The sequence below is a fragment of the Sphingomonas sp. SL1004 genome (genome assembly GCF_057815015.1).
In genome coordinates this window covers 3,883,081-3,906,912 of the sequence record NZ_JBYMUX010000001.1, presented here as the reverse complement: position 1 = coordinate 3,906,912, position 23,832 = coordinate 3,883,081, and the positions used below count along the sequence as shown (strand labels likewise).

The window sequence follows — 23,832 nt, the reverse complement described above, 5'->3', positions numbered from 1 at the left end:
CGCGCTATCTGGGAAAACGGTCCAATCGACCGGGCATCAACGGAAATGGTGGAGCCGAGGGGGATCGAACCCCTGACCTTTCGCATGCCATGCGAACGCTCTCCCAGCTGAGCTACGGCCCCATTCCCGTTGGGAGGCGGGTCACTAACCGGACCCGACCGGGTTGGCAAGCGGCGTAAATGCCGCCTGCCAAATTTATTGCACTTAACGCTCGTGCTCGTCCTGCGGCGTCTCGACGCCGAGATCGTCGTCGCCGCCGAGATCGACTTCGTCGTCGGCCGACGGCTCTTCGTCCTCGCCGGTGATCGAGGCGATATCCTCTTCCTCGTCACCCTCGAGATCCGCGTCGGGCTTCTTGGTGTCGGGCTTGGCGACCTCGAACGGCAGCGGCTGCTTCGACTTCAGGATGGGCTCGGGCTCCCATGCATACCCGCATTCGATGCAGGTCACGGGGTCGGCTTTTTCGAGGTCGTAGAAACGCGTCGCGCATTTCGGGCACGAACGCTTCGTGCCCCATTCCGGCTTGATCATGCCGATAGAACCTTTCGGATGAATGGATTGCAGGGGGATACCCTCGCAAAGTGGGCGCGCCTTGCCATAGCGCAAGGCCACTGTCAAAAGCCCGACCCCATGGCACACCCCCTCCCCACTTCGATGGACGTCGTCGCGCGCGGTCCTCTGACCGGTTCGATCGCGGTCCCCGGCGACAAGTCGATCAGCCACCGCGCGTTGATGTTCGCGAGCCTCGCGGTCGGCACCAGCCGGATCGAGGGGCTGCTGGAGGGCGAGGACGTGCTCGCCACGGCTGCTGCGATGCGCGCGATGGGCGCGACGATCGAGCGTGGCGAGGACGGGATCTGGACGGTCGATGGCGTCGGCGTGGGCGGATTGCTCCAGCCCGAGACTGCGCTGGAGATGGGCAATTCTGGCACGTCGACGCGGTTGCTGATGGGCCTGGTGTCGAGCCATCCGATCACCTGCACCTTTACCGGCGATGCTTCGCTGTCGGGTAGGCCGATGGGGCGCGTGATCGAGCCGCTGTCGCAGATGGGAGCGGACATCACGTCTACACCGGGCGGGCGGCTGCCGCTGATGGTACGCGGAATCTGCCCGGCGGTACCGATCGAATACACGCTGCCGGTCGCATCGGCGCAGGTAAAGTCGGCGATTTTGCTGGCGGGCCTCAACACGCCGGGGATCACGCGGGTTATCGAGCCCGTCGCGACGCGCGATCATAGCGAGCGGATGCTGACCGGGTTTGGCGCGAAGCTGACCGTCGAGGAAACCGCGGCCGGGCGGATCATTTCGATCACCGGCGAAGCGGACTTGAAGCCGCAGGATATCGTCGTGCCGGGCGATCCGTCGTCGTCGGCGTTCTGGCTGGTCGCGGCGTCGATCGTGCCGGGTTCGGACATCGTCGTGCGCAATGTCGGGCTGAACCCGACGCGGATCGGGATCGTCACGGCTTTGCGGATGATGGGCGCGGATATTACCGAGCTAGACCCGCGGACCGTCGGCGGCGAGCCGGTCGCGGACCTGCGCGTCCGGCATGCAGCTCTGACCGCGATCGAGGTGCCGGCCGATCTCGCACCGAGCATGATCGACGAATATCCGGTGCTGTTCGTGGCGGCGTCCTTCGCGACCGGCACGACCGTCGCACGCGGCGCACATGAGTTGCGGGTCAAGGAGTCGGACCGGATCACGACGATGCGTATCGCGCTCGAAGCCTGCGGGGTTCCTTGCGAAGAGTATGAGGACGGCATGGCGATCACCGGGTCGGGCGGCGCGGCGATTCGCGGTGGCGCTCGGATCGCCTCGAAACTCGACCACCGCATCGCAATGAGCATGGTGGTGACTGGACTTGGCGCGCTTGAGCCCGTCACGATCGATGATGTATCGCCGGTGGCGACGAGCTATCCCGTGTTCTTCCGGTCGCTCGATGCGCTGACCGGCCGGGGGAAGTAAGATGATCATCGCAGTCGACGGTCCGGCAGCATCGGGCAAGGGCACGATCGCGCGCGCCTTGGCCAAGCATTACAAGCTGCCGTATCTCGATACCGGGCTGTTGTACCGGGCCGTGGCATTGAGCGTCGCGCGGATGGGGCTCGATCCGGAGACCGAGGCCGACGCGGTCGCGGCGTGCGATTTCAGCGACGCGCTGTTGAGCGATCCGGCGTTGCGTGATGACGATATCGGCGCGCTGGCGTCGGTAGTGTCGGCGCATCCACTGGTGCGCGCGGCATTGCTGCACCGGCAGAAGCGGTTCGCGGCGCAGGAGGGTGGCGCGATTCTCGACGGGCGCGACATCGGGACGGTGATCGCGCCGGATGCGGATGCCAAGCTGTTCGTGAAGGCTACGCCGAATATTCGCGCGCAGCGGCGGCATGCGGAGTTGCAGGCTCGGGGCGGGACGGCGAGCAAGGATCGCGTGCTGGCGGATATTCGGGCGCGGGATGCGCGGGATAGCGGGCGGTCTACTGCGCCGCTGGTGATGGCGGCGGATGCTGCGTTGCTGGATACGAGTTTTCTTTCGATAGAGGCTTCGGTGCAACGGGCTGTTGCGCTGGTTGAAGCGCAGCGGGCGAAAAAGGCCGCTTCGGTTTAAGCCTCCGCCCACCCGGACGGGCGCACCACCCCGGCGAAGGCCGGGGCCCAATTGGAACGTCCGCAGTAACGAAGGGCGGTCCTTAGTTAGCAACGCCCCCCCAATTGGGCCCCGGCCTTCGCCGGGGTGGTTGCTCTGTTGGGGTGAGCTACCGCGGCCCAATGTTGTTTCCCCGCGAAGGCGGGGCCCCAGACTGGGCTCCCGCCTTCGCGGGAGAACAAGTAAGCGGGGGCGCCGTGCGTTATATGGCCCAGCCCGGCGCTCACAGCGACGCTCCCCGCCCTCCCCTAAAGCGCAGTAACCAGCGCCACCGCCCCGAACACCACCCCCGGAAAATTCGCCACGACGATCGGCCAATCCCGCTTGTCCTTCAGAAACCCATACCCGACCCACAGCGCGCAATTTACCATCGTCGCGAACGGCTGGACCACCGATCCCTTCTGACCCGCAAGGTTCAACATGATCTGGTCGATGTACGACAGGTACATCACGATCGCCGTCACGGTGGCGACCCAGCCCAGCACGAGAATGCCGCGTTCGTTCAAATCTTCGCTCCTGTTGTGAGCGGCCCCTAACGAAGCAGCGGCGAACTTGCTCCGAGACGGGGTTTCGGCTATACGGAACCGTCCGGCGAGCGATGCTCGTGGAGGAAGGCGCGGAGACCCTCGAGTCTCACGCGCCGTTTTCGCATTCAGCGTCTACGTCCTCCGCAGCCTCGTGCCGTCCGGATGCTGCGCCGGCGTTCGGTCGTCGCGGCAACGAAGGCCAAGACCAGCGGACCCAACCGCTTGGCCGGAAACAGACTAGGATTACTGAATTCTATGGCAACCCAGGTAATGCCGACCCGCGACGATTTCGCGGCGATGCTGAACGAAACGCTCGGCGACGCCGACAGCTTCGAGGGCCGCGTGGTGCATGGCACCGTGACCGGCATCGAGAACGACATGGCCGTCATCGACGTCGGTCTGAAGTCGGAAGGCCGCGTGCCGCTTCGCGAATTCGCAGCGCCGGGCCAGAAGGCTGACCTCAAGGTCGGCGACGAAGTCGAAGTCTATGTCGACCGCGTCGAGAACGTCCACGGCGAAGCGATGCTCAGCCGCGATCGCGCACGCCGCGAAGCCGCGTGGGACAAGCTGGAAACCGAATTCTCCAAGACGACCCGCGTCGAAGGCGTGATCTTCGGCCGCGTGAAGGGTGGCTTCACCGTCGACCTGAACGGCGCCGTCGCATTCCTGCCCGGTTCGCAGGTCGATATCCGCCCCGTGCGCGATGTCACCCCGCTGATGGACATCCCCCAGCCGTTCCAGATCCTGAAGATGGACCGCAAGCGCGGCAACATCGTCGTGTCGCGTCGCGCCGTTCTCGAAGAGACGCGCGCAGAGCAGCGTTCGGGCCTGATCCTCAGCCTGGCCGAGGGCCAGATCATCGACGGCGTCGTCAAGAACATCACCGATTACGGTGCGTTCGTTGATCTCGGCGGCATCGATGGCCTGCTGCACGTCACCGATCTCAGCTACAAGCGCGTCGGTCACCCGAGCGAAGTCCTGAACATCGGCGACACCGTCAAGGTGCAGATCATCCGCATCAACAAGGACACCCAGCGCATCAGCCTCGGCATGAAGCAGCTGGAAAGCGATCCCTGGGATGGCGCGATGGTCAAGTATCCGGTCGGCGCGAAGCTCACCGGCCGCGTCACGAACATCACCGAATATGGTGCGTTCGTCGAGCTGGAAGCGGGCATCGAAGGCCTCGTCCACGTGTCGGAAATGTCCTGGACCAAGAAGAACGTCCATCCGGGCAAGATCGTGTCGACCTCGCAGGAAGTCGACGTCATGGTCCTCGAAGTCGATTCCGAGAAGCGTCGCATCTCGCTCGGCCTCAAGCAGGCTCAGGCCAATCCTTGGGAGGCCTTCGCTGCCGCTCATCCGATCGGTTCGACCGTCGAAGGCGAAGTCAAGAACGCGACCGAGTTCGGTCTGTTCATCGGCCTCGACAACGACGTCGACGGCATGGTCCACATGTCCGACATCGCATGGGGCGTTTCGGGCGAGGACGCGCTTAACCTGCATCGCAAGGGTGAGACCGTCGAGGCCGTCGTGCTCGACATCGACGCCGAGAAGGAGCGTATCTCGCTCGGCATGAAGCAGCTCGAGCGTGGCGGGCCATCGGCCGGCGGCATCGCAGCAGCAGGCGACAAGCTGAACAAGAACGCGATCGTTACCGTGACCGTTCTCGAAGTCCGCGACGCGGGCCTCGAAGTGCAGCAGGGCGACGATGGCGCGACCGGCTTCATCAAGCGCACGGATCTGGGTCGCGATCGCGACGAGCAGCGTCCGGAGCGTTTCCAGGTCGGCCAGAAGTTCGACGCGATGGTCACCGGCTTCGATCGTTCGAAGAAGCCGACCTTCTCGATCAAGGCCATGCAGATCTCGGAAGAGAAGCAGGCTGTTGCGCAGTACGGTTCGTCGGACTCCGGCGCGACCCTCGGCAACATCCTGGGCGAGGCCCTCAAGGCTCGCACGGACGCCGAGAAGAAGTAAGGCTAACCGCCTGACGACGAAATCGCCCGGCATGTCTCGAACATGCCGGGCTTTTTCATGTCTGGACCACTTTGGTTTTTGACTGGCCCCCGATTAGTGCTAATGGTTCGCATGTTGACCTGTATCAATGTGTAAGTGTTTCCAGATGGGCGGGGGCTCGAATGATCCGATCTGAACTGGTCCTGAAGATCGCCGAGGCGCATCCGGACCTGCAGCCTAACGAAGTGGAGCTGATCGTCAGCACCTTCTTCGACGAGATATCCAAGCGACTGGCCGCCGATGGCCGGGTCGAACTGCGCGGTTTCGGCGCATTCTCGACGCGTGCACGCGACGCGCGCACGGGCCGCAACCCCCGGACCGGCGAAGTCGTCGCGGTCGAGGCGAAGCGCGTGCCCTATTTCAAACCCGGCAAGGAAATGCGCGCACGCCTCAATGTGTGAGCGCTACCAATCGAGCGCGGCTCTTGCGTAAAGACGCAGGATTATGCGCCCTAGCGAGCAAGATGGGTTGACCCTGCGCGCGACCTCGTCTTGTTGGTGCCGTGTGCGGACGTGGCGAAACCGGTAGACGCAGGAGACTTAAAATCTCCCTCCCTAGGAATGCGGGTTCGAGTCCCGCCGTCCGCACCATCAAGATTGCCTTGCTCGCTGGCGGCCTTGCGCTGACCGGCGGTGCGCTGAGCGGGTGTGACCGCCGGCCCGATACCGGCGCAGTGATCGTGAGCGCGATCGGCGCCGCGCCGCGGGTTGCCGATGCCAGTCGTGTCGCGCTCGACACGCCGAGCCGGCTGATGATGGATTCCACCGCGCAGGGGCTCGTCCGGTTCGATGCCGCGGGTCAGATCGAGCCGGGTCTCGCCGAGCGCTGGATCGTGATCGACGGCGGGATGAGCTACATCTTCCGCCTGCGCGAGGGAAATTGGGGCGATGATACGCCGGTCACCGCCGAACAGGTGGTGACGATGCTGGAGCGCCAGATCGGTCCCAATTCGCGCAATCCGCTCGCGCCGTTCCTGACCGCAATCGACGAGATCGTCGTGATGACGCCGCAGGTGATCGAAGTGCGGCTGTCGCGTCCCCGTCCCGACCTGCTGAAGCTGTTCGCGCAACCCGAACTCGCGTTGTTGCGGCTGCGGCCTTCTGGGGGCAGCGGACCGTTCCGCGTCGCGAGGCGTGGCCGGGCGCCCCTGCTGCGCCCGGCGTTCGATCCCGGCCAGGCGGATCCCGAGGACCAGCGCGAGGCCAAGCCGGAGGAGGACGTCCGTCTGATCGGCGAACGCGCGGCGCGGGCGATCGCGCGCTTTGCCAATCGGGATTCCGATTTGGTGAGTGGGGGAAGCTTCGTCGACTGGCCGCTGCTCGCGACCACCGACATCGCACCAGCCAACGTCCGCGTCGATCCGGCGGTCGGCCTGTTCGGCCTCGCGATCGTCCGGCGCGACGGGTTCCTGGCCGATGCTACGAACCGCGCGGCGGTGGCCGAGTCGATCGATCGCGCGGCGTTGACCGCCGCGATCGCGCCAGCCTGGGACCCGGCGGATCGCATCTTGCCGGATATTCTCGACTCCGCATCGTTGCCGCAGGTTCCGGCGTGGACGCTGCTGACCCAGGACGAGCGGCGTGCGGCGGCCCGACAGCGGGTCGTGGCGTGGACCGACGGGCCAATCACGCTTCGGATCGCGCTGCCGGCCGGGCCGGGCGCGACGTTGCTATACGGTCAGGTCGCGGCCTCGCTCGTCGCGATCGGGATCACGCCGATCCGCGTTTCGCTGGAGGCGCCGGCGGACCTGCAACTCGTCGATGCGGTCGCGCCCTATGACAGTGCGCGCTGGTATCTGGCGCGAGCCTGCATTGTGTGCGGCGATGTTGCGCAGGCAGCATTGGAGGCGGCGCGCGAGGCGCCGACGCTGACCGAACGCGGGGTGCGGATCGCGGCGGCGGATGCGGCGCTCAACGAGGACGTGGCGTTCATACCGCTGGCGCGACCGCTGCGCTGGTCGCTGGTGTCGGCTCGGCTGCGACAGTGGCAGCCCAACGTGCGCGCGTGGCACCCGTTGAACCGGTTGCGTAGCGACACCAACTGAGATCGATGAACCAACGCGCCACCCGCTTCACCAACGGCTTGAACCTGGGCAATTTGCCGATGGGTCAGGACGCCCTGTCGGTCCGCCGCCGCGTCGAGGCGATGGAGCGGGTGATGGAAGGGCTGTTCGTCATCCCCGGCACCAACCGCAAGGTCGGCATGGATGTCGTCCTGGACATCATCCCGTTCGCCGGCAGCACCATCGCCGCGGCGATCGGCGCATGGATGGCGTGGGAAGCGCGCAACATCGGCATGTCGAAGCTACAAATGGCACGGATGTTCGGCAATATCGGTGTCGACTGGGCGCTGGGGATGATCCCGTTCGTCGGCGCGATCCCCGATTTCTTCTTCCGCTCGAACACGCGCAACCTGAAGATTATCAAGCGGCATCTCGACAAGCATTACCCGTCGACGACCACGCTGGAGGGGTAAGGGGAGCGACGTCTGCAGTTGCTTCCTCCCCCACCAGGCTGAGGTGCCGGGCGCTTGCCAGACGGAGGGGGAGGACACGCAATAGCGGTTTCCCTTTCCTCGCCCTATTTCCGGCTGATGCCTGCCTCCCCGCGAGGGTGATGATTAGTCGTCCGCTCTCTAGCGACTCCCGCGCCAGATCTGCAGCGGTGCGGTCGGTGCGAGGCCGCCTTGGTGCACCGGACAGCGACGGTAGCGGAAGCGGCGGTCGAGGCAGATCCAGACCTCGTCGAGCCAACCTTGCCTAGTGGCGGTCACGCGCATCATGTCGGCCTTAAGTCCTGGATTGGCGGCGGCCATCGCCGCGGCGAACCGACCTGCATTCAGCGGCGCGCGCGACAGGGCGTCCATGTCGGGATAGCGCAGCTTGCCGTAAAGCCCGGCCGACTGGTTGAAATATTTGGCCGGCCGATAGCCGGGCATGCAGGTGCCATGCTTCGCCCATTCATGCTGGAGCAGCTGCGCGGACGGCGTGGTGCACAGGTGCGCGCGGATCACCGGTGGCGGCACGAACTCTGCAGCGCGGCAATATTGCGGCCAGTCCTTGTCGATCCCGTCGGGCCACAGCCCGTGCAGCGTAAAGCCGAACCGGTTGCCCGCGCCGCACTGAAACGTGGATGACGCGCGATCGCCGTTGTCGCGGCAATATTGGGGCGCCCAGGTAATCGCCAGCGTATAGCTGCCGATCGGGATATCGCGCTTCGGCTGGCTTTCGGACGGCAGGTCGGGACGGATGCGCTCGACGGAGGCAGGGGTAGAACATTGATAGGCCTGCGCCTGCACGACGCTCGGCAAGGCCAGCGCGGCGGCGGCCAGGGTCAGTCTTGCGATCATGCGGAGGTCCTTCGTCAGTATCGGCGTCAGGTTCGACGTCAGGCGGCCGTGAAGTCGAGACCGATATCCGCCGCCGGGGCCGACTGCGTCAAGCGCCCGACCGAGACATAAGTCACGCCGGTCTGCGCGATCGCCCGGATCGTGTCGAGATTGACGCCACCCGATGCCTCGGTCGGCACGCGGCCGCCGACGAGGGTCACCGCACCGCGCAACGTCGCCGGCGCCATATTGTCGAGCAGCAGATGCGTCGCGCCGGCGGCGAGCGCCGGTTCGATCTGGTCGACGCTGTCGACCTCGACGATGATGTGCGCGATCCCCGCATCCCTTGCGCGTCGGACGGCCTCCGTCACGCCGCCGGCCACCGCGACGTGATTATCCTTGATCATCGCCGCATCCCACAGCCCCATGCGGTGATTCTGCGCGCCGCCCATCCGGGTCGCGTATTTCTCCAACACGCGCAGGCCCGGGATCGTCTTGCGCGTATCGAGCAGGATCGCGCCGGTGCCCGCCATCGCATCGACATAGCGGCGGGTGAGCGTGGCGATGCCCGACAGATGCTGGACGGTATTGAGCGCCGACCGTTCGGCGGTGAGCATCGCTCGCCCTGCCCCTGCGAGCCGCATCAGATCGGTCCCGGCGGCGACCGATTGACCGTCGTTCACCAGCCGTTCGATGCGGACATCGGGATCTAGCGCGCGGAAGAAAGCTTCGGCAATGTCGAGCCCGGCGACGACGATCGCATCACGGCTGTCCATCATACCTGTGAACCGGGCGTCCGCCGGAATGACCGCCGCCGACGTGATATCGCCGATCGTACCGAGATCCTCGTGCAGCGTCGCCGCGACGAAAGCGTTGAGATCGAAATTTGGCAGATCGCCGTTCGAGAGAGCAAGATCGGGCGAAGCTGCGGTCAATTTCGGTTCCCTTCGACATGGCGTCGCGCGTCCGGAGCCGGTGCCAAAAAACATCTGGGGAAGACAGCAAATTCAGCGCAGTATCGATTCATCGGATAATTTTTTGCGATGGCGGGAACTACGCTGCCCGTTAAGAGTTAGCAGGGCTATATCCGAGGAATTGTAAGAATGATCGTTGAAACCATGGCTGATACGACCCGCTTGGGCATTTTGCTTGGCGAGGCGCTGGCGATCGCCGATCAGCTCGACCTTCCGATCGTCGCGATTCACATCGATCAGGCGCTGTCGCAGTTGGGCGAGCCGAACGTCTTTCCGACCTCGTAAGTGATCCTGCGCGGTTGAGTCCGGCAGCCTAAGCTGCCGAACCGTTGCTTCAGGCCATTAGTGCGTCGTCAGCGAGCAGGGCCCAGATCGCCCTTGCCGACGGTGTTTGAGGCCATCTCCAGCATGCGATCGAGGCTCTTCTTCGCCTGGAGGCGAAGCCCCTCCTCGATCTCGATCCGCGGCGACAGGTCACGAAGCGCGACGTACAGCTTTTCGAGCGTGTTGAGCGCCATGTACGGGCAGATGTTGCAGTTGCAGTTGCCGTCTGCGCCCGGTGCACCGATGAAGCGCTTGTTCGGAAGCGCCTTTTCCATCTGATGGATGATGTGCGGTTCGGTCGCGACGATCAGCGTGTCGCCCGGCATCGCGAGCGCGTAATCGAGGATGCCGCGCGTCGATCCGACGTAATCGGCGTGGTCGAGAATGATCGGCGGGCATTCGGGGTGTGCGACGACGGGCGCACCGGGGTGCTGCGCCTTGAGCTTCATCAGCTCGGTCTCGCTGAACGCCTCGTGGACGATGCAGACGCCGGGCCAGAGCAGCATGTCACGGCCGGTTTTCCGCGCGAGATAGCCGCCTAGGTTGCGGTCGGGACCGAAAATGATCTTCTGCTCGAGCGGGATCTGCGCGAGGATCGTGTCCGCCGAGGACGACGTGACGATGATGTCGGAGAGCGCCTTCACCTCGGTCGAGCAGTTGATGTAGGTCAGCGCGATGTGATCGGGATGCTTGGCGCGGAAGGCGGCAAACTGCTCGGGCGGGCAGCTGTCCTCCAGGCTGCAGCCGGCATCCATGTCGGGCAGGATGACGATCTTGTCGGGCGACAGGATCTTGGCGGTCTCGGCCATGAAGCGCACGCCGCAGAACGCTATGACGTCGGCGTCGGTGGCCGCCGCCTTGCGCGACAGATCGAGGCTGTCGCCGACGAAATCGGCGAGATCCTGAAGCTCGGGCTTCTGGTAGTAATGCGCGAGAATGACGGCGTTCTTCTCCTTGCGGAGGCGCTCGATCTCGGCGCGGATGTCGATGCCGGCGAAGTTCTGGTTCAATTCCATAGTCGTATCCCGAGTGTTGCCCGTCTTCTACCGGCGGTTCCCTAGCACGTCCTGCAGCGAGCGCGAGGTGTCCCAGCGTTCATTGCTCGCCACCGGCTCGTCGGCGAAGCGCACCGCGACGCTGGCGTCGATTCCGGCGGCCCGCAGCGGCATCGCAAAACTGCGTTCCACGGCCCTGCGCGTCGCGTCGCGGGCAAGCTTGATCATGGCGGGCTCGCGCGCCTGGCGGATCAGCTCGATCTGGCCGGCGCGGCGGTTGGCCGCGTCGAGACGCTTTTCGGCGTCGGTGAAGGTGGTCAGCACGCCGCCCGAGCCATATTCGCGGACCGCGTTCAGATCGACCTGCGGGCCATCCGCCTCGACCGCGGGCAGGCGCACCGAAAGCGTTTTGGTGCTGCCGTCCCACGCGACATCGGCCTGGGTGAGCTTGGCCATGTCGACCTCGTAGCGGACCATGCCGGGCATGATCAGCGTCTTCTCGGTGGTGAAGCCGAGCTGCGACTGTTTGGAGGTGACGACAGCGACGTAGCGCGCGGCGAACGCGGACAGCCGGTTCTGTTCGCGCAGGCCTTCGAGACTGGCGCTGGCGATCGTCGTGGGGTCCGGCGCCAGACGGTCGCTGACGTACCGTTGCACGCCCCACAGCGCGAGCAGCGCGGCGAGGACGAGTATGACGACGACGCCTACCGCCTTGGCGAGGAACCCGCCCACGCCGCCGCCCTTGCGGACCGGCTCGATCATGCGGTCGTCTGCCATGCCTGCCCTTCCTGGATCACGAGACCCCGCGTTTGCAGGTCGTAGAGATGCGCGAGCACGGAGCGCTCGGCCGCGGCCAGCAGGCGCGCGTCGAGGCCGACATACATGCGTTCGACCATCGCCGGGATCGGCCGCGCACCCTCGCGGAGCAGGCGAAGGATCTGGCCCTCGCGCTGCTTGCGGTGGCCGAGCATGCCGCGGACGAGGCGCTGCGGTTTTTCGACTGCTTCGCCGTGGCCAGGGTAATATACACGGTCGTCGCGGGTCATCAGCTTTTCGAGGCTCGCCATGTAGGATGTCATGTTGCCGTCGGGGGGCGAGACGATCGTCGTCGACCAGCCCATGACATGATCGCCGGAGAACAGCGCGTTGGTTTCGGGCAGCGCGAAGGCGAGATGGTTCGAGGTGTGGCCAGGCGTCGCAATCGCTTCGAGGGTCCAACCGTCGCCGACGACCGTCTCGCCTTCGGTCAGCACTCGGTCCGGAGCGTAGTCGGCATCGAACGACGCATCCGCGCGCGCGCCCTCGTCGTCGAGATCGAAGGGCGCGGCGCCGACGATCGGTGCGCCGGTGATCGCTTGAAGCGGCCTCGTCGCGGGGCTGTGGTCGCGGTGGTGATGCGTGACCACGATCGCCTTTACTGGGCGGCCGCCGATCGCGCGCATCAGCGCGTCGAGGTGCGCGGGATCGTCGGGACCGGGATCGATCACCGCGAGATCGGTCGTGCCGACGATGTGCGTCTGGGTGCCGGTATATGTGTACGGCGATGCGTTGGGCGCGAGCACGCGGACGACCAGCGGCTCGAGCTGGATCGGGATACCGGTCGGATGCTCAGCCATGAATCGGAGATGGCGGCTCCGCGCGGCGATAGCAAGACCCTTGCCGTTTCGGCCGAATGTCGCCGTTCTTTACAAGTCGATCGGACGCAGAACGGCCGTTAACTACTGAGCGCCGCATAAATTGGGGGCCGAACAAGATTGGCACGCAGACTGCATAGTCTGGAGTGTCACCGAACGTACCCACGTTCATGCAGGGTGGATCGACCGCTTCCGTCCGGTCTCGCGTCGATCCACCCTCCCCGGTGCCACTTTGGACCGTCGACGTACTTGAAGGTTGAGCTACGGCTTCCTGACTAGCCAGCCGACGTCGCCCCCCAAACTCCGTCGCCCCAGCGAAAGCTGGGGTCTCCCTCGATACAGATGCCGCCCGCCTTATGCTGATACCCCAGCTTTCGCTGGGGTGACGACTAGTGGCTGGGTGCCGACTTGTGGGTGGGTGACGACTTGCGGGGTGAGCTTTGAGGCAGGGACGAGGTTTGGGCTTCAGCCAGCCTTCTGCGTCTCGAACAGCTGCTTCAGCTCGCCGCTCTCGTACATCTCCATCATGATGTCGGAGCCGCCGACGAATTCACCATCCACATAAAGCTGCGGGATGGTCGGCCAGTCGGAATAGGCCTTGATGCCCTGGCGGATACCCTGGTCCTGCAACACATCGACGCTCTCGAACTCGACTTCGAGGTGATTGAGGATTGCAATCGCACGGCTCGAAAAACCACATTGTGGGAAGAGCGGGCTGCCCTTCATGAAAAGCACTACGGGGCTTGCCTTTACGAGGGCGTCGATACGGGTGCTGGAATCGTCGGTCATGTACTGGTCCTCAGGAAATTGCGGTCGTAAGCTGTAATGCGTGCAGGACACCGCCCATGCGGCCACCGAGTGCGGCGTAGACCGACTGATGCTGCTTCACCCGGCTCATCCCGGCAAAGCTCGCGGCGGTTACCTTCGCGGCGTAGTGATCGCCATCGCCGGCCAGATCGGTGATCTCGACATGGGCATCGGGGATCGCGTCGCGAATCATCTTCTCGATATCGTCGGCGGCCATCGGCATATCAATGCGCCTCCAGTAATTGACGGCGCGCTTCGATCATCTGCTGTGCGAGCGCGCGCCGAACGGTCGCCTCATCATGGTCGAGGCCGGCGGCCGTCAGGTCGCCGACGAGCTTGCGCACGACGTCGTCGTCACCGCCGCCTTCCATGTCGGCGTGGACGAGCGCAGTCGCATAGGCATCGGTTTCCTCAGGCGTCAGCGTCATCTCCTGCGCGGCCCAGGCCCCCAGCAGACGATTGCGCCGTGCCGTAATTCGGAAAGCCATCTCTTCTTCGCGCGCGAAATTCGCCTCGCTGGCGCGTTCGCGGTCGTCAAAAATGGTCATTGCGCAGTCCCCGTTCAGTCTCGTCTTCGCCACCGAGATAGGTCGCGGGAGGCGCCTGCGCAACAATCGGGAGAAACGTACAAAAACTACTGGAACAATGGTGCAGTTGTAACGATATATAAGTCAGTCACGTGACACAGTGCGCGGACAGGAGAGTGATCATGACGACGCTATCGGCACCGCCGCCCGGTATTGGATCCCCAGCACGGTCTGCGCCGCGTGTGGTACATGGACTTGTGTACGGAATTCTCACGTCGATAGCGATGTGGGTCGCGATCGGCGTTATCGCGTACGGATTCATCTGACGATTGCGAGGATCGGCCGATCGCCCGTAGCGATCAGCCGACTTCGACCACGAGTTTTCCAATCGCACCGCGTGCCGCCATCTTGGCGATCGCCTTGCCACCGTCTTCGAACGCGAAGACTTTCGTGACCCGCGGCGCGATCTTTCCCTCCGCCCACAGGTCGAACAGCGTTTCGATATGCGCCTGGTTCGCCTTTGGATCGCGCGCCGCGAAGGCGCCCCAGAATACGCCGCACACATCGCAGCTTTTGAGCAGCGTCAGGTTGAGCGGGAGCCTTGGGATGCCGGCGGGGAAGCCGACGACGAGATACTTGCCCTCCCAGGCGATCGAACGCAGCGCCGGCTCGGCATAATCGCCGCCGACCGGATCGTAGATCACGTGCGCGCCGTCACGACCGACCGCGGCCTTGAACTGCTCGGCAAGGGCCTTCGACTGGTCCTTGTCGAACGGGGCGCGGGCGTAGATCAGCGTTTCGTCGGCGCCGGCGGACTTGGCGGCGGCCGCCTTTTCTTCGGACGAAACCGCGGCGACGACCTTGGCGCCGAACGCCTTGCCGAGTTCGATTGCAGCGAGTCCTACCCCGCCGGCTGCGCCGAGCACGAGCAACGTCTGCCCCGCCTTGATGTGACCGCGGTCGAGCAACGCGTGGATCGTGGTGCCGTAGGTGAGGATCAGCGACGCGCCCTCGGCGAAGCTGCGGCCTTCGGGGAGGCGGTAGAGCTTGGAAGGGTCGGCGATCACCTGCTCGCACAGGCCACCGTGGCCGAGCATCGCGATGACGCGGTCGCCGACTTCCCAGCCGGTGACACCGTCGCCGATCGAGTCGATCGTACCGGCGATCTCGCCGCCCGGTGCGAACGGGCGTTGTGGCTTGAACTGGTATCTGTCCTCGATGATCAGGACGTCGGGGAAGTTAATCGCGCAGGCCTTGACCGCGACGACGACCTGTCCGGGGCCGGCTACCAGATCTGGCAACTCGACCATTTCCAGAGTTTCAGGTCCGCCGACTGCCTTCGACACCAATGCTCGCATACCCGCTCTCCACCGTCGTCCAGGGGCGATTCGATGCGACCGCCTCCTCGAATTTCGAAATCTGGGTATCCCTTGCCAGCGTCAGGCCGACTTCGTCCAGCCCTTCCATGAGACACTGGCGACGGAATGCGTCGAGTTCGAAGGTGAAGCGGTCCTGGAACGGGGTAGTGACGGTCATCGTCTCGAGATCGACGGTGACGATCTGGTCCTTGGCGACTTCGATCAGGCGATCGATCGCCTCTTGCGGCAGGACGACGGGGACGATGCCGTTCTTGAACGCGTTGCCCGAGAAGATGTCGGAGAAGCTAGGCGCGATCACGGCGGTGATGCCCATGTCGGCGAGAGCCCAGGCGGCGTGCTCGCGACTGGACCCGCAGCCGAAATTATCGCCGGCAATGAGGATCGGCGATCCGGCATAACGCGGGTCGTCGAAGATGTTGCCGGGTTGCGCGCGGACCGTCTCGAACGCGCCACGGCCGAGGCCGGTACGCGTGATGGTCTTCAGCCAGTGCGCCGGGATGATGACGTCGGTGTCGATGTTCTTCGCGCCCCAGGGATAGGCGCGGCCCGAGACGGTCGTGACGGGAGTCATCGCTGTTCCGTGCGCTCCGGAACCACACGCGCCGATGCGACATAGGCCGCGACGCCGCTGAGCATTGCGCCAGCCGCCAGCAGTACGAAAACCTTCTTCACGCTCTTTCCCCCATCAACTCTCTGACGTCGCTCAGCTTGCCGGTTACCGCCGCCGCCGCCGCCATCGCGGGTGATACCAGATGCGTGCGCGCTCCGGGACCCTGTCTGCCGACGAAATTGCGGTTCGACGTGGAAGCGCAACGCTCCCCCGCAGGGACTTTGTCCGGGTTCATCGCGAGGCACATCGAACAGCCCGGCTCGCGCCATTCGAAACCGGCGTCGATGAAGATCCGGTCGAGCCCCTCGGCTTCTGCCTGGCGCTTTACGAGGCCCGACCCGGGCACGACGAGTGCACGGACGCCGGTGGCGACATGGCGGCCGTCGGCGATCGCTGCGGCGGCGCGGAGGTCTTCGATACGGCTGTTGGTGCAGCTGCCGATGAAGACGTGCTGGATCGGCACGTCGCGCATCGCGGTGCCGGCGGTGAGGCCCATGTAATCGAGCGACTTCTGTGCGGCGGCCTGCTTGGCCGGGTCGGCGAAGCTCGACGGTTCGGGTACGAATCCGGTGATCGGCACGACGTCCTCGGGGCTGGTGCCCCAGGTGAGACCGGGGGCGATATCGGCGGCGTCGAGCGTGACCGACTTGTCGTAGCGCGCGCCGGGATCGGTGGCGAGGCTACGCCACCACGTCACCGCCTTATCCCAGTTCTCGCCGGTCGGGGCCATCGGGCGGCCCTTGAGATACGCGAAGGTCGTGTCGTCTGGTGCGATCAGGCCGGCGCGCGCGCCCGCCTCGATCGACATGTTGGCGATCGTCAGGCGACCTTCGATCGACATGTTGCGGATCACGCTGCCGGTGAATTCGATGACGTGGCCGGTGCCGCCTGCCGCGCCGATCTTGCCGATGATCGCGAGGATGACGTCCTTCGGGCTGACGCCGAAGCCGAGTTCGCCGTCGACGCGGACTTCCATCGTCTTGGCCTGCGACAAGAGCAAGGTCTGCGTGGCGAGGACGTGCTCGACCTCGCTGGTGCCGATACCGAACGCGAGCGCGCCGAGTGCACCGTGCGCCGAGGTGTGGCTGTCGCCGCAGACGAGCGTCGTGCCGGGCAGCGTGAAGCCCTGCTCGGGGCCGACGACGTGGACGATGCCCTGCTCGATCGCGGTCGCGTCGATATAGTCGATGCCGAACTCGGAGGTGTTGCGGCGGAGCGCGTCGAGCTGTTGCGCGCTTTCGGGGTCGGCGATCGGCAGGACGCGGCCGGCGGCGTCCTTGCGCGCAGTGGTCGGAAGGTTGTGATCGGGGACGGCGAGCGTCAGGTCGGGGCGTCGGACCTTGCGGCCTGCCACGCGGAGGCCTTCGAAGGCTTGCGGGCTGGTGACTTCGTGGACGAGGTGGCGGTCGATATAGATCAGGCAGGTGCCATCGTCGCGGCGTTCGACGACGTGCGCCGCCCAGATCTTTTCGTACAGCGTTTGTGGAGTAGCCATGATGGAGCGCGCGTTAACCGAAAAGGGGTGCGAGGCCAAGGTTCGATGTAATTTTCGGTCGCTCAGGCGGACGTGTGGTGCGATCGGGAGAAGATCGTTCGCCCGCCGCCCCCCCTATCCGTCATGCCAGCGAAAGCTGGTATCTCGCGGTTTGGGTCGCGGTATCCGCCAACTGGGATACCCCAGCTTTCGCTGGGGTGACGGACTTCGGGGTGGGGCGAGTCTATCGCGCGGGCATCGCCGCGTTCAGGAACGCGACGCTGTCGGCGAGCACAGGGGCCTTGCCGCGGAACGGCTTCGAGAGCGCCATCGCGACGTTCTCGTGGCTGAGGCCAGGATAATCGATGTGCGTCACCGGCGCGCCGAGCGCCTTCAGTCGCGCGGTGAGGTTGATCGCGTTGTGCGGCTTGACCTGCGTGTCGTCGCCGGCGGTGATCAGCAGCATCGGCGGGGCGTCCGCGCGCGCGAAGTGGATCGGCTGGGTCATTACAGGGTCGGCGGCGCCTTGCATCGCGTCGATCGCGCGTTTCGCGGTGAAGGGATAGAAGTCGTACGGCCCGCACAGGCCGACAGCGGCCTTGATGATGTGCGGGTCGACGCCTTCCGCCTTCAGCCAGCGCTCGTCGAGCGACAGCATCGCGACGGTGTAGGCGCCGGCGGAATGGCCGGCGACGGCGATCCGGTTCGGGTCGCCGCCAGCCTCCGCGATGTGGTCGCGGGTCCATTTTACCGCTTCGGCGCCGTCCTGGAGGAAGGCGGGAAAGCGCACGTCGGGCACTTTCCGATAATCGGGCATGACGACGACGTAGCCCGCCTTCGCGTAGGCGCGCGCGGCGAACGCATAGGCGCCGCGCGAGCCGTGGACCCAGCCGCCGCCGTACCAGAAGATCAGCACCGGCAGCCCGGTCTTCGCGCCACCCGACGGGCGCCAGACGTCGAGCTTCTGCCCGTGCGTGCCGAACGGGACGCCTTCGCGGACACGTGCGGTCCCGCGACCACCGCCCATCATGCCATCGAGCACGCTGAGCGTGCCGGGGCCCGCGGTGAACGCCGTGCCTGCGATCAGGATCACGATCAGCGCGATGAGGATGGCGGCGCGTTTCATCAGGTGGTGTAGTGCGCCGTCGTCTTCGCCGCGACCTCGTCCGCGGTCACGCCGGGGGCGAGTTCGACCAGCTTGAACGGGGTGTCGTGGTCGGGGCGCTGGAATACCGCCAGGTCGGTGACGATCATGTCCACCACGTTCTTGCCGGTGAGCGGCAGCGTGCACGACGGGATGAACTTCGGCGTCCCGTCCTTGGCATTGTGGTCCATCACGACGATGATCTGCTTGACGCCCGCGACGAGGTCCATCGCGCCGCCCATGCCCTTGATCATCTTGCCGGGGATCATCCAGTTGGCGATGTCGCCGCCTTCGCTGACCTCCATCGCGCCGAGTACTGTCAGGTCGATATGGCCGCCGCGGATCATCGCGAAGCTGTCCGCCGAGCTGAAATACACCGATGAGGGGAGCTCGCTGATCGTCTGCTTGCCGGCGTTGATCAGGTCGGCGTCCTCCTCGCCCGCATAGGGGAACGGGCCGATCCCGAGCATGCCGTTTTCGGACTGGAGCGTGACGGTCATGCCGTCGGGGATGTTGTTCGCGACCAGCGTCGGAATGCCGATGCCTAGGTTGACGTAATAGCCGTCCTTCAGTTCCTGCGCCGCACGCGCGGCCATCTGGTTACGGTCCCAGGGCATCAGTGCATTCCTTCCTGGATGGTGGTGATGGTCGTGAATTGTTCGCGGAGTTCGGTGCCGACGCCGTCGACGATCGCCTGCAACGCGGCGTCCTCGTCGAGGCCCCAGGTGCCCGCATAGGCGCGCGCGGCGTGGCGAATCGTGTCGGCGAGGAGGTAGCCGAACACGGTCGGGTCCTCGAGGATGCCGGCGTCGATCAGCACGTTGCTGCCGGCGCCGTTGGTGATCCAGATCCGCGCGACCTCGACCGATTCGCTGGTGAGTTGCGCGCCCTTGTCGAGCGCGATCGCGTTTGGGTGGTCGGCCATTAGCGTACGCCTCCAGTCGGGGCCCAGCGGACTGCTGGCGGGAATACCTCGTCGCGGTTGCCCTTGAGCGCGGTGCCGTAGACGGGGTTGGGCAGGACGAACCACCCTGCGCCCCATCTCGCCGCGATCGCGGGTGACTGGACCGCGGCGCGGCGCACGGCGGGGGTCTGGCCGGCGTTGAACAGATCGCTGAAGTCGCCGAGCTGGTCGCCGCCCATCGCGACGACGCAGTATTTCGCGGCGATCTTCGCGCGGCGGCCGTCCTTCTTGGAACCCATCGCGTCGTCGCCGGCGAGGAACAGCGTCTCGCCGTGGCGCGCGGGGCCGAGGCCGGCGGCTTCGATCGTGGCCTCGGTCTGCGCGGCGTTGGCGGCGGAGCGGTTGGTGTTGAAGATCACCGTGACGCCCATCGCACGGAGTTGGGTGAGCGCGGCGAGCGCGCCCGGGACGGGGGCGACCTGCTTGACGCCGGTGCGCTCCCAGTCCTGCCAGCGAGGATCGGACCAGGGTTGGCCAGAGGATGCGTCGTATTCGAAGCCGAGGTTGAGGAGGACGGTTTCGTCGACGTCGAACACGGCGGCTTTGGGCTTGGTGCCGCAGGGGGTCCAGGTGGGGGCGGCGAGCGAGACGCCTTGGGCGAGGACGACGGATGTTGGCGTGCGTTGCGCGCGGACGTAGCCGACGAGCGCGTTCCAGGCCTGGATGCTGACCGCGGCGGCTTCGCCTGATGCGTAGAGATATTGCATGCCGGCGGGGACACCGTCGACGGTGACGGGGGCGGAGACAGTCGGCGTCGCTGCGATCGAGGTCGGCGCGGACACGCTTACGCATCCTTGCAGCGCGAGTGCCCCTGCAAACGCAGGCGCCCATAATACTGCCCGCAACGCTCGCGACCCTGGGCTCCTGCGTTCGCAGGAGAACCGAGAGTGGATCACGCGGAAACCCGCTCGCGGACGGTGCGGAATTCGATCTGCTTGTCGTACGGCGAACCGACGATCATCCGCTTCACGTAGATGCCCGGCAGGTGGATCGTGTCGGGATCGAGGCTGCCGACGGAGACGATCTCCTCGACCTCGGCGACGCAGATTTTCCCCGCGGTGGCCATCGGCTGGTTGAAGTTCCGCGCGGTCTTGCGGAAGATGAGGTTGCCGGTCTCGTCGGCCTTCCAGCCCTTGATGATCGCGAGATCGGCGCGGATGCCGCGTTCGAGGATGTATTCCTGGCCGTCGAAGACCTTCGTTTCCTTGCCCTCGGCCACCTGCGTGCCGACGCCGGTCTTGGTGTAGAAGCCGGGGATCCCCGCCCCCCCTGCCCGGCAACGTTCGGCGAGCGTGCCCTGCGGGCAGAACTCGACCTCGAGTTCGCCACTCAGATATTGCCGCTCGAACTCCTTGTTCTCGCCGACATAGGACGAGATCATCTTCTTCACCTGACGCGAGCGGAGGAGCTTGCCGAGGCCCTGCCCGTCGATCCCGGCATTGTTGCTGGCGATCGTCAGGTCACGCACGCCCGACGCCTCGATCGCGTCGATCAGCCGCTCGGGGATGCCGCACAGCCCGAACCCGCCCGCGCAGATCGTCATGCCGTCGAACAGCACGCCTTCGAGTGCCGTTGCCGCGTCGGTGTAGCGCTTGTTCGCCATGCATCCTCCTCAGGTCTTTGGCCTCGCATAAGGCGGCGATGCTCGGTCGGCAACTTAGGCTAGATCGACTTTTCACGATCCTCCCCCGCCAGGGGGAGGTGTCGCCGAAGGTGACGGAGGGGGAGGTACGCGGAACGTCGGTTTCCCTTTCCTCCCCCTCCGTCTGGCAAGTGCCAGCCACCTCCCCCTGGCGGGGGAGGATACAGTAGCTTCAGTACGCCAGCTTCAACCCTGGCCGCTTCCACCGGGTCTTCACCAACCGACCGCTGCCCGAGCAGGTGATGTACGCATCCATCATGTCCGCGCCGCCCCAGCAGATGTTGGTCGTGAACACGTCGTCGGTGGCGACGAACTCGACCAGCTCCCCCGCCGGCGAGATCACGCTGATCCCGCATTCGCCGATCGTCGCGACGCAGATGTTGCCGCACGCCTCGACGCCGAGCGAATCGAAGAACTTGTAACCGGCCGGGCGGTAGAGCGGCGTGCCCGCAGCGCTGGCGACCTTGCCGGGTGCGACGATGTCGAACGCCATCAGGCGGCAGGTGAAGGTCTCCGCCGCATATAGCCGCGTGCCGTCGGGGGAGAGGCCGATGCCGTTCGGGTTTTCGCTGGGGAAGATCACTTCCTCGAGCTGGGTCCCGTCGGCTTTCGCGTAGAAGATGCCGGTGATGTCGCGCTCACGGTCGCGTGATTTGCCGTGGTCGGTGAACCAGAAGCCACCGTGCGAATCGAAGACGATGTCGTTGGGTCCGCGCAGGGAGCAGCCGAAATCGCCATCCTTGTAGAGCGTCTCGATCGCGCCGGTGGCGATGTCGATCCGCTCGATACGGCCGCCCGAATAGTCGTCCGGCTGGCCGTGCGGGATTAGGAAGCCATTCGTCTCGCGCCACACGAAGCCGCCATTGTTGCAGCAATAGAGCTTGCCGTCGGGGCCGAGCGCGAGGCCGTTGGGACCGCCGCCGGGTTCGGCGACCGTCGTTTTCGTGCCGTCGGGAGCTATGCGGGTGATGCGACCGGCCTCGATCTCGACGAGGATGACGCTGCCGTCCGGCATCGCGACCGGGCCCTCGGGAAAGCGCAGGCCGTCGGCGATGGTGGTGAAGTCTGTCATGATCCTCTCCGGGCGAGTCGGGTTGGTCCCGGCTTCGATGCCAGCGTAACCGTTTCTCGACTTCGTGCACAACGGACGGCAGGATGCACCGATGATCACACCACGCACCGGCGGCCGTATCCTGGTCGACCAACTCGTCGCGCAGGGCTGCGACCGGATTTTCACCGTGCCGGGGGAGAGTTTCCTCGCCGTGCTCGACGCGCTGCACGATACGCCAGCGATCGACCTCGTGGTGTGTCGGCAGGAGGGCGGCGTCGGATTCATGGCGTGCGCGGACGGGACGCTGACGCACCGGCCGGGGGTGGCGTTCGTTACCCGCGGGCCGGGCGCGACCAACGCGTCGATCGGCGTGCATGTCGCTATGCAGGATTCGCAGCCGATGATCCTGTTCGTGGGCGATATCGACCGCGGGACGCGTGACCGCGAGGCGTTCCAGGAGATCGATTTCCAGGCGATGTTCGCACCGATCGCGAAATGGGCGGCGCGGATCGACGATGCGCGGCGGATCCCGGAATATGTCGCGCGGGCCTATGCGACCGCGATTTCGGGACGGCCGGGACCGGTGGTGCTCGCGCTGCCCGAGGATATGCTGCTGGATGTGGTCGACGCGGTCGATCGGCCGCGGGTCGAGCGGGTAGCGCAAGGGTGTGATGCCGATACGATGGACCTGCTCGCGGATTTGCTGACGACGGCCGAGCGGCCGGTGGCGATCGTCGGGGGGGCCGGCTGGGATGTGGCGGCGTCGGGGGCATTCTCGACTTGGGCGGATCGTAACGGGATCCCGGTGGCGGCGGCGTTTCGCCGGCAGGATGCTGTTCCGAACGACTGCCCGGTTTGGGCTGGGAATTTGGGGTATGGGCCCAATCCGAAGCTGGTCGAGCGGGTGAAGGCAGCGGACCTGTTGCTGGTGGTCGGGCCGCGACTGGGAGAGGCGACGACCGATGGCTACGCGCTGATCACGCCCGATCATCCGGGACAGCGGCTGATCCATGTCCATCCCGATCCGGATGAGTTGCATCGGGCCTACCGCGCGGATGTCGCGGTGTGTGCGGGGATGGCGGAGTTTGCCGAGGCGTTGCTGGTGGTCGATTTGCCGCCGCGTACTGCCGGGGCGGAGGCCCATACGGAGTGGCTGACTTGGTCGACGCCGAGCCCGCGCGATCTGGTGATGGACCTTGGGCCGTGCGTAACGGCGATGCGTGAGCGGCTGCCGGCGGATGCGATCATCTGCAACGGGGCGGGGAATTACTCGGGCTGGTGGCATCGGTACTGGGCGTATGCCGGGCCGGGTACGCAGCTTGCGCCGACTGCGGGAGCTATGGGGTATGGGGTGCCGGCGGCGGTTGCTGCGTCGTTGCGGCATCCGGAGCGGACGGTGGTTGCGCTCGCGGGCGACGGGTGTTTCTTGATGAACGGGCAGGAACTGGCGACCGCGGTTGCGCATGGCGCGGACATGTTGGTGCTGGTGGTGGATAATGGTGGGTACGGCACGATCCGGATGCATCAGGAGCGCGAGTATCCGGGGCGGGTTTCGGGGACTGGGTTGCGGAACCCGGACTTTGCTGCGCTGGGGCGGGCTTATGGGTGTTGGGCTGAGACTGTCGAGCGGACCGAGGATTTTGCGGGGGCGCTGGAGCGGGCGATGTCTCGGTCTGGGGTCAGGTTGCTGCATGTGGTGACGGACATCGAGGCGATTACTGCCGGGACTACGCTGGCGAAGGTGCGTGGGGCGGCGTGAGCCTCGCCCCGATTAAGCCCCGCAAAAGAAATACCAC

General features: G+C 65.5%; 27 protein-coding genes and 2 tRNA genes. 9 read left to right on the top strand and 20 right to left on the bottom strand.

All coding sequences use genetic code 11. The features are described 5' to 3' along the window. Positions 1-46: 46 nt before the first annotated feature. Both AC3D24_RS17960 and AC3D24_RS17955 read right to left on the bottom strand, forming a co-directional pair. Positions 47-122, bottom strand: a tRNA-Ala gene (locus AC3D24_RS17960). 82 nt (positions 123-204) lie between these two features. Continuing rightward, positions 205-531: a TIGR02300 family protein gene (locus tag AC3D24_RS17955; RefSeq protein WP_031395784.1), complete on the bottom strand. Its 327-nt coding sequence runs from the start codon at positions 529-531 to the stop codon at positions 205-207. A 99-nt stretch (positions 532-630) separates the two neighbouring features. Here AC3D24_RS17955 and aroA point away from each other — a divergent pair, with 99 nt between their 5' ends. Together aroA and cmk are read left to right on the top strand one after the other, a co-directional pair. Beyond that, complete coding sequence (aroA, locus tag AC3D24_RS17950; RefSeq protein WP_489032468.1) at positions 631-1,965, top strand: 3-phosphoshikimate 1-carboxyvinyltransferase; 1,335 nt, start codon at positions 631-633, stop codon at positions 1,963-1,965. A gap of 1 nt (position 1,966) precedes the next feature. Then, positions 1,967-2,605 (top strand): (d)CMP kinase, encoded by a 639-nt coding sequence (gene cmk, locus AC3D24_RS17945; protein ID WP_056051420.1) that lies wholly within the window; start codon positions 1,967-1,969, stop codon positions 2,603-2,605. A gap of 287 nt (positions 2,606-2,892) precedes the next feature. Here the strand turns inward: cmk and AC3D24_RS17940 are convergent, their stop codons facing one another. Then, complete coding sequence (locus tag AC3D24_RS17940; protein WP_056486791.1) at positions 2,893-3,150, bottom strand: SemiSWEET family transporter; 258 nt, start codon at positions 3,148-3,150, stop codon at positions 2,893-2,895. Positions 3,151-3,426: 276 nt separating this feature from the next. Here AC3D24_RS17940 and rpsA point away from each other — a divergent pair, with 276 nt between their 5' ends. From rpsA to AC3D24_RS17915, 5 genes are all read left to right on the top strand, one after another. Then, complete coding sequence (gene rpsA, locus AC3D24_RS17935) at positions 3,427-5,145, top strand: 30S ribosomal protein S1 (RefSeq protein ID WP_056060414.1); 1,719 nt, start codon at positions 3,427-3,429, stop codon at positions 5,143-5,145. A 161-nt stretch (positions 5,146-5,306) separates the two neighbouring features. Further along, complete coding sequence (ihfB, locus tag AC3D24_RS17930) at positions 5,307-5,585, top strand: integration host factor subunit beta (RefSeq protein WP_489032467.1); 279 nt, start codon at positions 5,307-5,309, stop codon at positions 5,583-5,585. Positions 5,586-5,690: 105 nt separating this feature from the next. Next, a tRNA-Leu gene (locus AC3D24_RS17925) sits at positions 5,691-5,774 on the top strand. An 11-nt stretch (positions 5,775-5,785) separates the two neighbouring features. Next, positions 5,786-7,228, top strand: coding sequence for an ABC transporter substrate-binding protein (locus tag AC3D24_RS17920; RefSeq protein WP_489032466.1), 1,443 nt, complete (start codon positions 5,786-5,788; stop codon positions 7,226-7,228). A 5-nt stretch (positions 7,229-7,233) separates the two neighbouring features. Further along, positions 7,234-7,659, top strand: a complete 426-nt coding sequence (locus tag AC3D24_RS17915) for a DUF4112 domain-containing protein (protein ID WP_489032465.1) — start codon at positions 7,234-7,236, stop codon at positions 7,657-7,659. A gap of 159 nt (positions 7,660-7,818) precedes the next feature. Here AC3D24_RS17915 and AC3D24_RS17910 read toward each other — a convergent pair whose 3' ends face one another. Together AC3D24_RS17910 and nadC are read right to left on the bottom strand one after the other, a co-directional pair. Further along, complete coding sequence (locus AC3D24_RS17910; RefSeq protein WP_489032464.1) at positions 7,819-8,532, bottom strand: ribonuclease T2 family protein; 714 nt, start codon at positions 8,530-8,532, stop codon at positions 7,819-7,821. 38 nt (positions 8,533-8,570) lie between these two features. Then, positions 8,571-9,446 carry a carboxylating nicotinate-nucleotide diphosphorylase gene (nadC, locus tag AC3D24_RS17905; RefSeq protein ID WP_489032463.1) on the bottom strand — a complete coding sequence of 292 codons (876 nt, stop codon included), beginning with the start codon at positions 9,444-9,446 and terminating at the stop codon, positions 8,571-8,573. 168 nt (positions 9,447-9,614) lie between these two features. Between nadC and AC3D24_RS17900 the strand changes: the two genes are divergently transcribed. Next, positions 9,615-9,770, top strand: a complete 156-nt coding sequence (locus tag AC3D24_RS17900; RefSeq protein WP_489032462.1) for a hypothetical protein — start codon at positions 9,615-9,617, stop codon at positions 9,768-9,770. 68 nt (positions 9,771-9,838) lie between these two features. Here AC3D24_RS17900 and nadA read toward each other — a convergent pair whose 3' ends face one another. From nadA to AC3D24_RS17825, 15 genes are all read right to left on the bottom strand, one after another. Then, the gene (gene nadA, locus AC3D24_RS17895; RefSeq protein WP_489032461.1) at positions 9,839-10,825 is read right to left on the bottom strand and encodes a quinolinate synthase NadA; all 987 of its coding nucleotides are present in this window, start codon (positions 10,823-10,825) and stop codon (positions 9,839-9,841) included. A gap of 27 nt (positions 10,826-10,852) precedes the next feature. After that, positions 10,853-11,581 carry a DUF4230 domain-containing protein gene (locus AC3D24_RS17890; protein WP_489032460.1) on the bottom strand — a complete coding sequence of 243 codons (729 nt, stop codon included), beginning with the start codon at positions 11,579-11,581 and terminating at the stop codon, positions 10,853-10,855. Continuing rightward, positions 11,563-12,420 (bottom strand): MBL fold metallo-hydrolase, encoded by an 858-nt coding sequence (locus AC3D24_RS17885; protein WP_489032459.1) that lies wholly within the window; start codon positions 12,418-12,420, stop codon positions 11,563-11,565. Before AC3D24_RS17885 ends, AC3D24_RS17890 begins: the two co-directional genes overlap by 19 nt. A gap of 483 nt (positions 12,421-12,903) precedes the next feature. Beyond that, on the bottom strand, positions 12,904-13,227 hold the full coding sequence (gene grxD / locus AC3D24_RS17880; RefSeq protein ID WP_489032458.1) for a Grx4 family monothiol glutaredoxin: 324 nt from the start codon (positions 13,225-13,227) through the stop codon (positions 12,904-12,906). A gap of 10 nt (positions 13,228-13,237) precedes the next feature. Then, positions 13,238-13,468 (bottom strand): BolA/IbaG family iron-sulfur metabolism protein, encoded by a 231-nt coding sequence (locus AC3D24_RS17875; RefSeq protein WP_489032457.1) that lies wholly within the window; start codon positions 13,466-13,468, stop codon positions 13,238-13,240. Between the two features lies 1 nt (position 13,469). Then, on the bottom strand, positions 13,470-13,793 hold the full coding sequence (locus tag AC3D24_RS17870; protein ID WP_489032456.1) for a DUF1476 domain-containing protein: 324 nt from the start codon (positions 13,791-13,793) through the stop codon (positions 13,470-13,472). A 338-nt stretch (positions 13,794-14,131) separates the two neighbouring features. Then, on the bottom strand, positions 14,132-15,130 hold the full coding sequence (locus tag AC3D24_RS17865; RefSeq protein WP_489032455.1) for an NADPH:quinone oxidoreductase family protein: 999 nt from the start codon (positions 15,128-15,130) through the stop codon (positions 14,132-14,134). Continuing rightward, the gene (leuD, locus tag AC3D24_RS17860; RefSeq protein ID WP_132897718.1) at positions 15,093-15,722 is read right to left on the bottom strand and encodes a 3-isopropylmalate dehydratase small subunit; all 630 of its coding nucleotides are present in this window, start codon (positions 15,720-15,722) and stop codon (positions 15,093-15,095) included. Before leuD ends, AC3D24_RS17865 begins: the two co-directional genes overlap by 38 nt. A 97-nt stretch (positions 15,723-15,819) precedes the next feature. Beyond that, entirely contained in the window at positions 15,820-17,256 is a 1,437-nt protein-coding gene (gene leuC, locus AC3D24_RS17855; RefSeq protein ID WP_489032454.1) for a 3-isopropylmalate dehydratase large subunit, read from the bottom strand. A gap of 223 nt (positions 17,257-17,479) precedes the next feature. Further along, entirely contained in the window at positions 17,480-18,361 is an 882-nt protein-coding gene (locus AC3D24_RS17850; RefSeq protein ID WP_489032453.1) for an alpha/beta hydrolase, read from the bottom strand. Then, positions 18,361-18,996 (bottom strand): CoA transferase subunit B, encoded by a 636-nt coding sequence (locus AC3D24_RS17845; protein ID WP_489032452.1) that lies wholly within the window; start codon positions 18,994-18,996, stop codon positions 18,361-18,363. The genes AC3D24_RS17850 and AC3D24_RS17845 overlap by 1 nt, the downstream gene beginning before the upstream one ends. Next, positions 18,996-19,304: a DUF5076 domain-containing protein gene (locus AC3D24_RS17840; RefSeq protein WP_056047204.1), complete on the bottom strand. Its 309-nt coding sequence runs from the start codon at positions 19,302-19,304 to the stop codon at positions 18,996-18,998. The genes AC3D24_RS17845 and AC3D24_RS17840 overlap by 1 nt, the downstream gene beginning before the upstream one ends. Continuing rightward, on the bottom strand, positions 19,304-20,125 hold the full coding sequence (locus AC3D24_RS17835) for a 5'-nucleotidase, lipoprotein e(P4) family (RefSeq protein WP_489032451.1): 822 nt from the start codon (positions 20,123-20,125) through the stop codon (positions 19,304-19,306). The genes AC3D24_RS17840 and AC3D24_RS17835 overlap by 1 nt, the downstream gene beginning before the upstream one ends. Before the next feature lie 110 nt (positions 20,126-20,235). Continuing rightward, entirely contained in the window at positions 20,236-20,946 is a 711-nt protein-coding gene (locus AC3D24_RS17830; RefSeq protein WP_489032450.1) for a CoA transferase subunit A, read from the bottom strand. A gap of 211 nt (positions 20,947-21,157) precedes the next feature. Next, positions 21,158-22,057 (bottom strand): SMP-30/gluconolactonase/LRE family protein, encoded by a 900-nt coding sequence (locus AC3D24_RS17825; protein ID WP_489032449.1) that lies wholly within the window; start codon positions 22,055-22,057, stop codon positions 21,158-21,160. 91 nt (positions 22,058-22,148) lie between these two features. On the opposite strand from AC3D24_RS17825, the gene AC3D24_RS17820 reads away from it, so the two are divergent. Further along, positions 22,149-23,795, top strand: a complete 1,647-nt coding sequence (locus tag AC3D24_RS17820; protein ID WP_489032448.1) for a thiamine pyrophosphate-binding protein — start codon at positions 22,149-22,151, stop codon at positions 23,793-23,795. Positions 23,796-23,832: the final 37 nt, after the last annotated feature.

Coding starts and splice junctions, on each gene's coding strand:
- AC3D24_RS17955 (WP_031395784.1), bottom strand. CDS start 531: ATGATCAAGCCGGAATGGGGCACGAAGCGTTCGTGCCCGAAATGCGCG.
- aroA (WP_489032468.1), top strand. CDS start 631: ATGGCACACCCCCTCCCCACTTCGATGGACGTCGTCGCGCGCGGTCCT.
- cmk (WP_056051420.1), top strand. CDS start 1,967: ATGATCATCGCAGTCGACGGTCCGGCAGCATCGGGCAAGGGCACGATC.
- rpsA (WP_056060414.1), top strand. CDS start 3,427: ATGGCAACCCAGGTAATGCCGACCCGCGACGATTTCGCGGCGATGCTG.
- ihfB (WP_489032467.1), top strand. CDS start 5,307: ATGATCCGATCTGAACTGGTCCTGAAGATCGCCGAGGCGCATCCGGAC.
- AC3D24_RS17915 (WP_489032465.1), top strand. CDS start 7,234: ATGAACCAACGCGCCACCCGCTTCACCAACGGCTTGAACCTGGGCAAT.
- AC3D24_RS17910 (WP_489032464.1), bottom strand. CDS start 8,532: ATGATCGCAAGACTGACCCTGGCCGCCGCCGCGCTGGCCTTGCCGAGC.
- AC3D24_RS17900 (WP_489032462.1), top strand. CDS start 9,615: ATGATCGTTGAAACCATGGCTGATACGACCCGCTTGGGCATTTTGCTT.
- nadA (WP_489032461.1), bottom strand. CDS start 10,825: ATGGAATTGAACCAGAACTTCGCCGGCATCGACATCCGCGCCGAGATC.
- AC3D24_RS17890 (WP_489032460.1), bottom strand. CDS start 11,581: ATGGCAGACGACCGCATGATCGAGCCGGTCCGCAAGGGCGGCGGCGTG.
- AC3D24_RS17885 (WP_489032459.1), bottom strand. CDS start 12,420: ATGGCTGAGCATCCGACCGGTATCCCGATCCAGCTCGAGCCGCTGGTC.
- grxD (WP_489032458.1), bottom strand. CDS start 13,227: ATGACCGACGATTCCAGCACCCGTATCGACGCCCTCGTAAAGGCAAGC.
- AC3D24_RS17875 (WP_489032457.1), bottom strand. CDS start 13,468: ATGCCGATGGCCGCCGACGATATCGAGAAGATGATTCGCGACGCGATC.
- AC3D24_RS17870 (WP_489032456.1), bottom strand. CDS start 13,793: ATGACCATTTTTGACGACCGCGAACGCGCCAGCGAGGCGAATTTCGCG.
- AC3D24_RS17865 (WP_489032455.1), bottom strand. CDS start 15,130: ATGCGAGCATTGGTGTCGAAGGCAGTCGGCGGACCTGAAACTCTGGAA.
- leuD (WP_132897718.1), bottom strand. CDS start 15,722: ATGACTCCCGTCACGACCGTCTCGGGCCGCGCCTATCCCTGGGGCGCG.
- leuC (WP_489032454.1), bottom strand. CDS start 17,256: ATGGCTACTCCACAAACGCTGTACGAAAAGATCTGGGCGGCGCACGTC.
- AC3D24_RS17850 (WP_489032453.1), bottom strand. CDS start 18,361: ATGAAACGCGCCGCCATCCTCATCGCGCTGATCGTGATCCTGATCGCA.
- AC3D24_RS17845 (WP_489032452.1), bottom strand. CDS start 18,996: ATGCCCTGGGACCGTAACCAGATGGCCGCGCGTGCGGCGCAGGAACTG.
- AC3D24_RS17840 (WP_056047204.1), bottom strand. CDS start 19,304: ATGGCCGACCACCCAAACGCGATCGCGCTCGACAAGGGCGCGCAACTC.
- AC3D24_RS17830 (WP_489032450.1), bottom strand. CDS start 20,946: ATGGCGAACAAGCGCTACACCGACGCGGCAACGGCACTCGAAGGCGTG.
- AC3D24_RS17825 (WP_489032449.1), bottom strand. CDS start 22,057: ATGACAGACTTCACCACCATCGCCGACGGCCTGCGCTTTCCCGAGGGC.
- AC3D24_RS17820 (WP_489032448.1), top strand. CDS start 22,149: ATGATCACACCACGCACCGGCGGCCGTATCCTGGTCGACCAACTCGTC.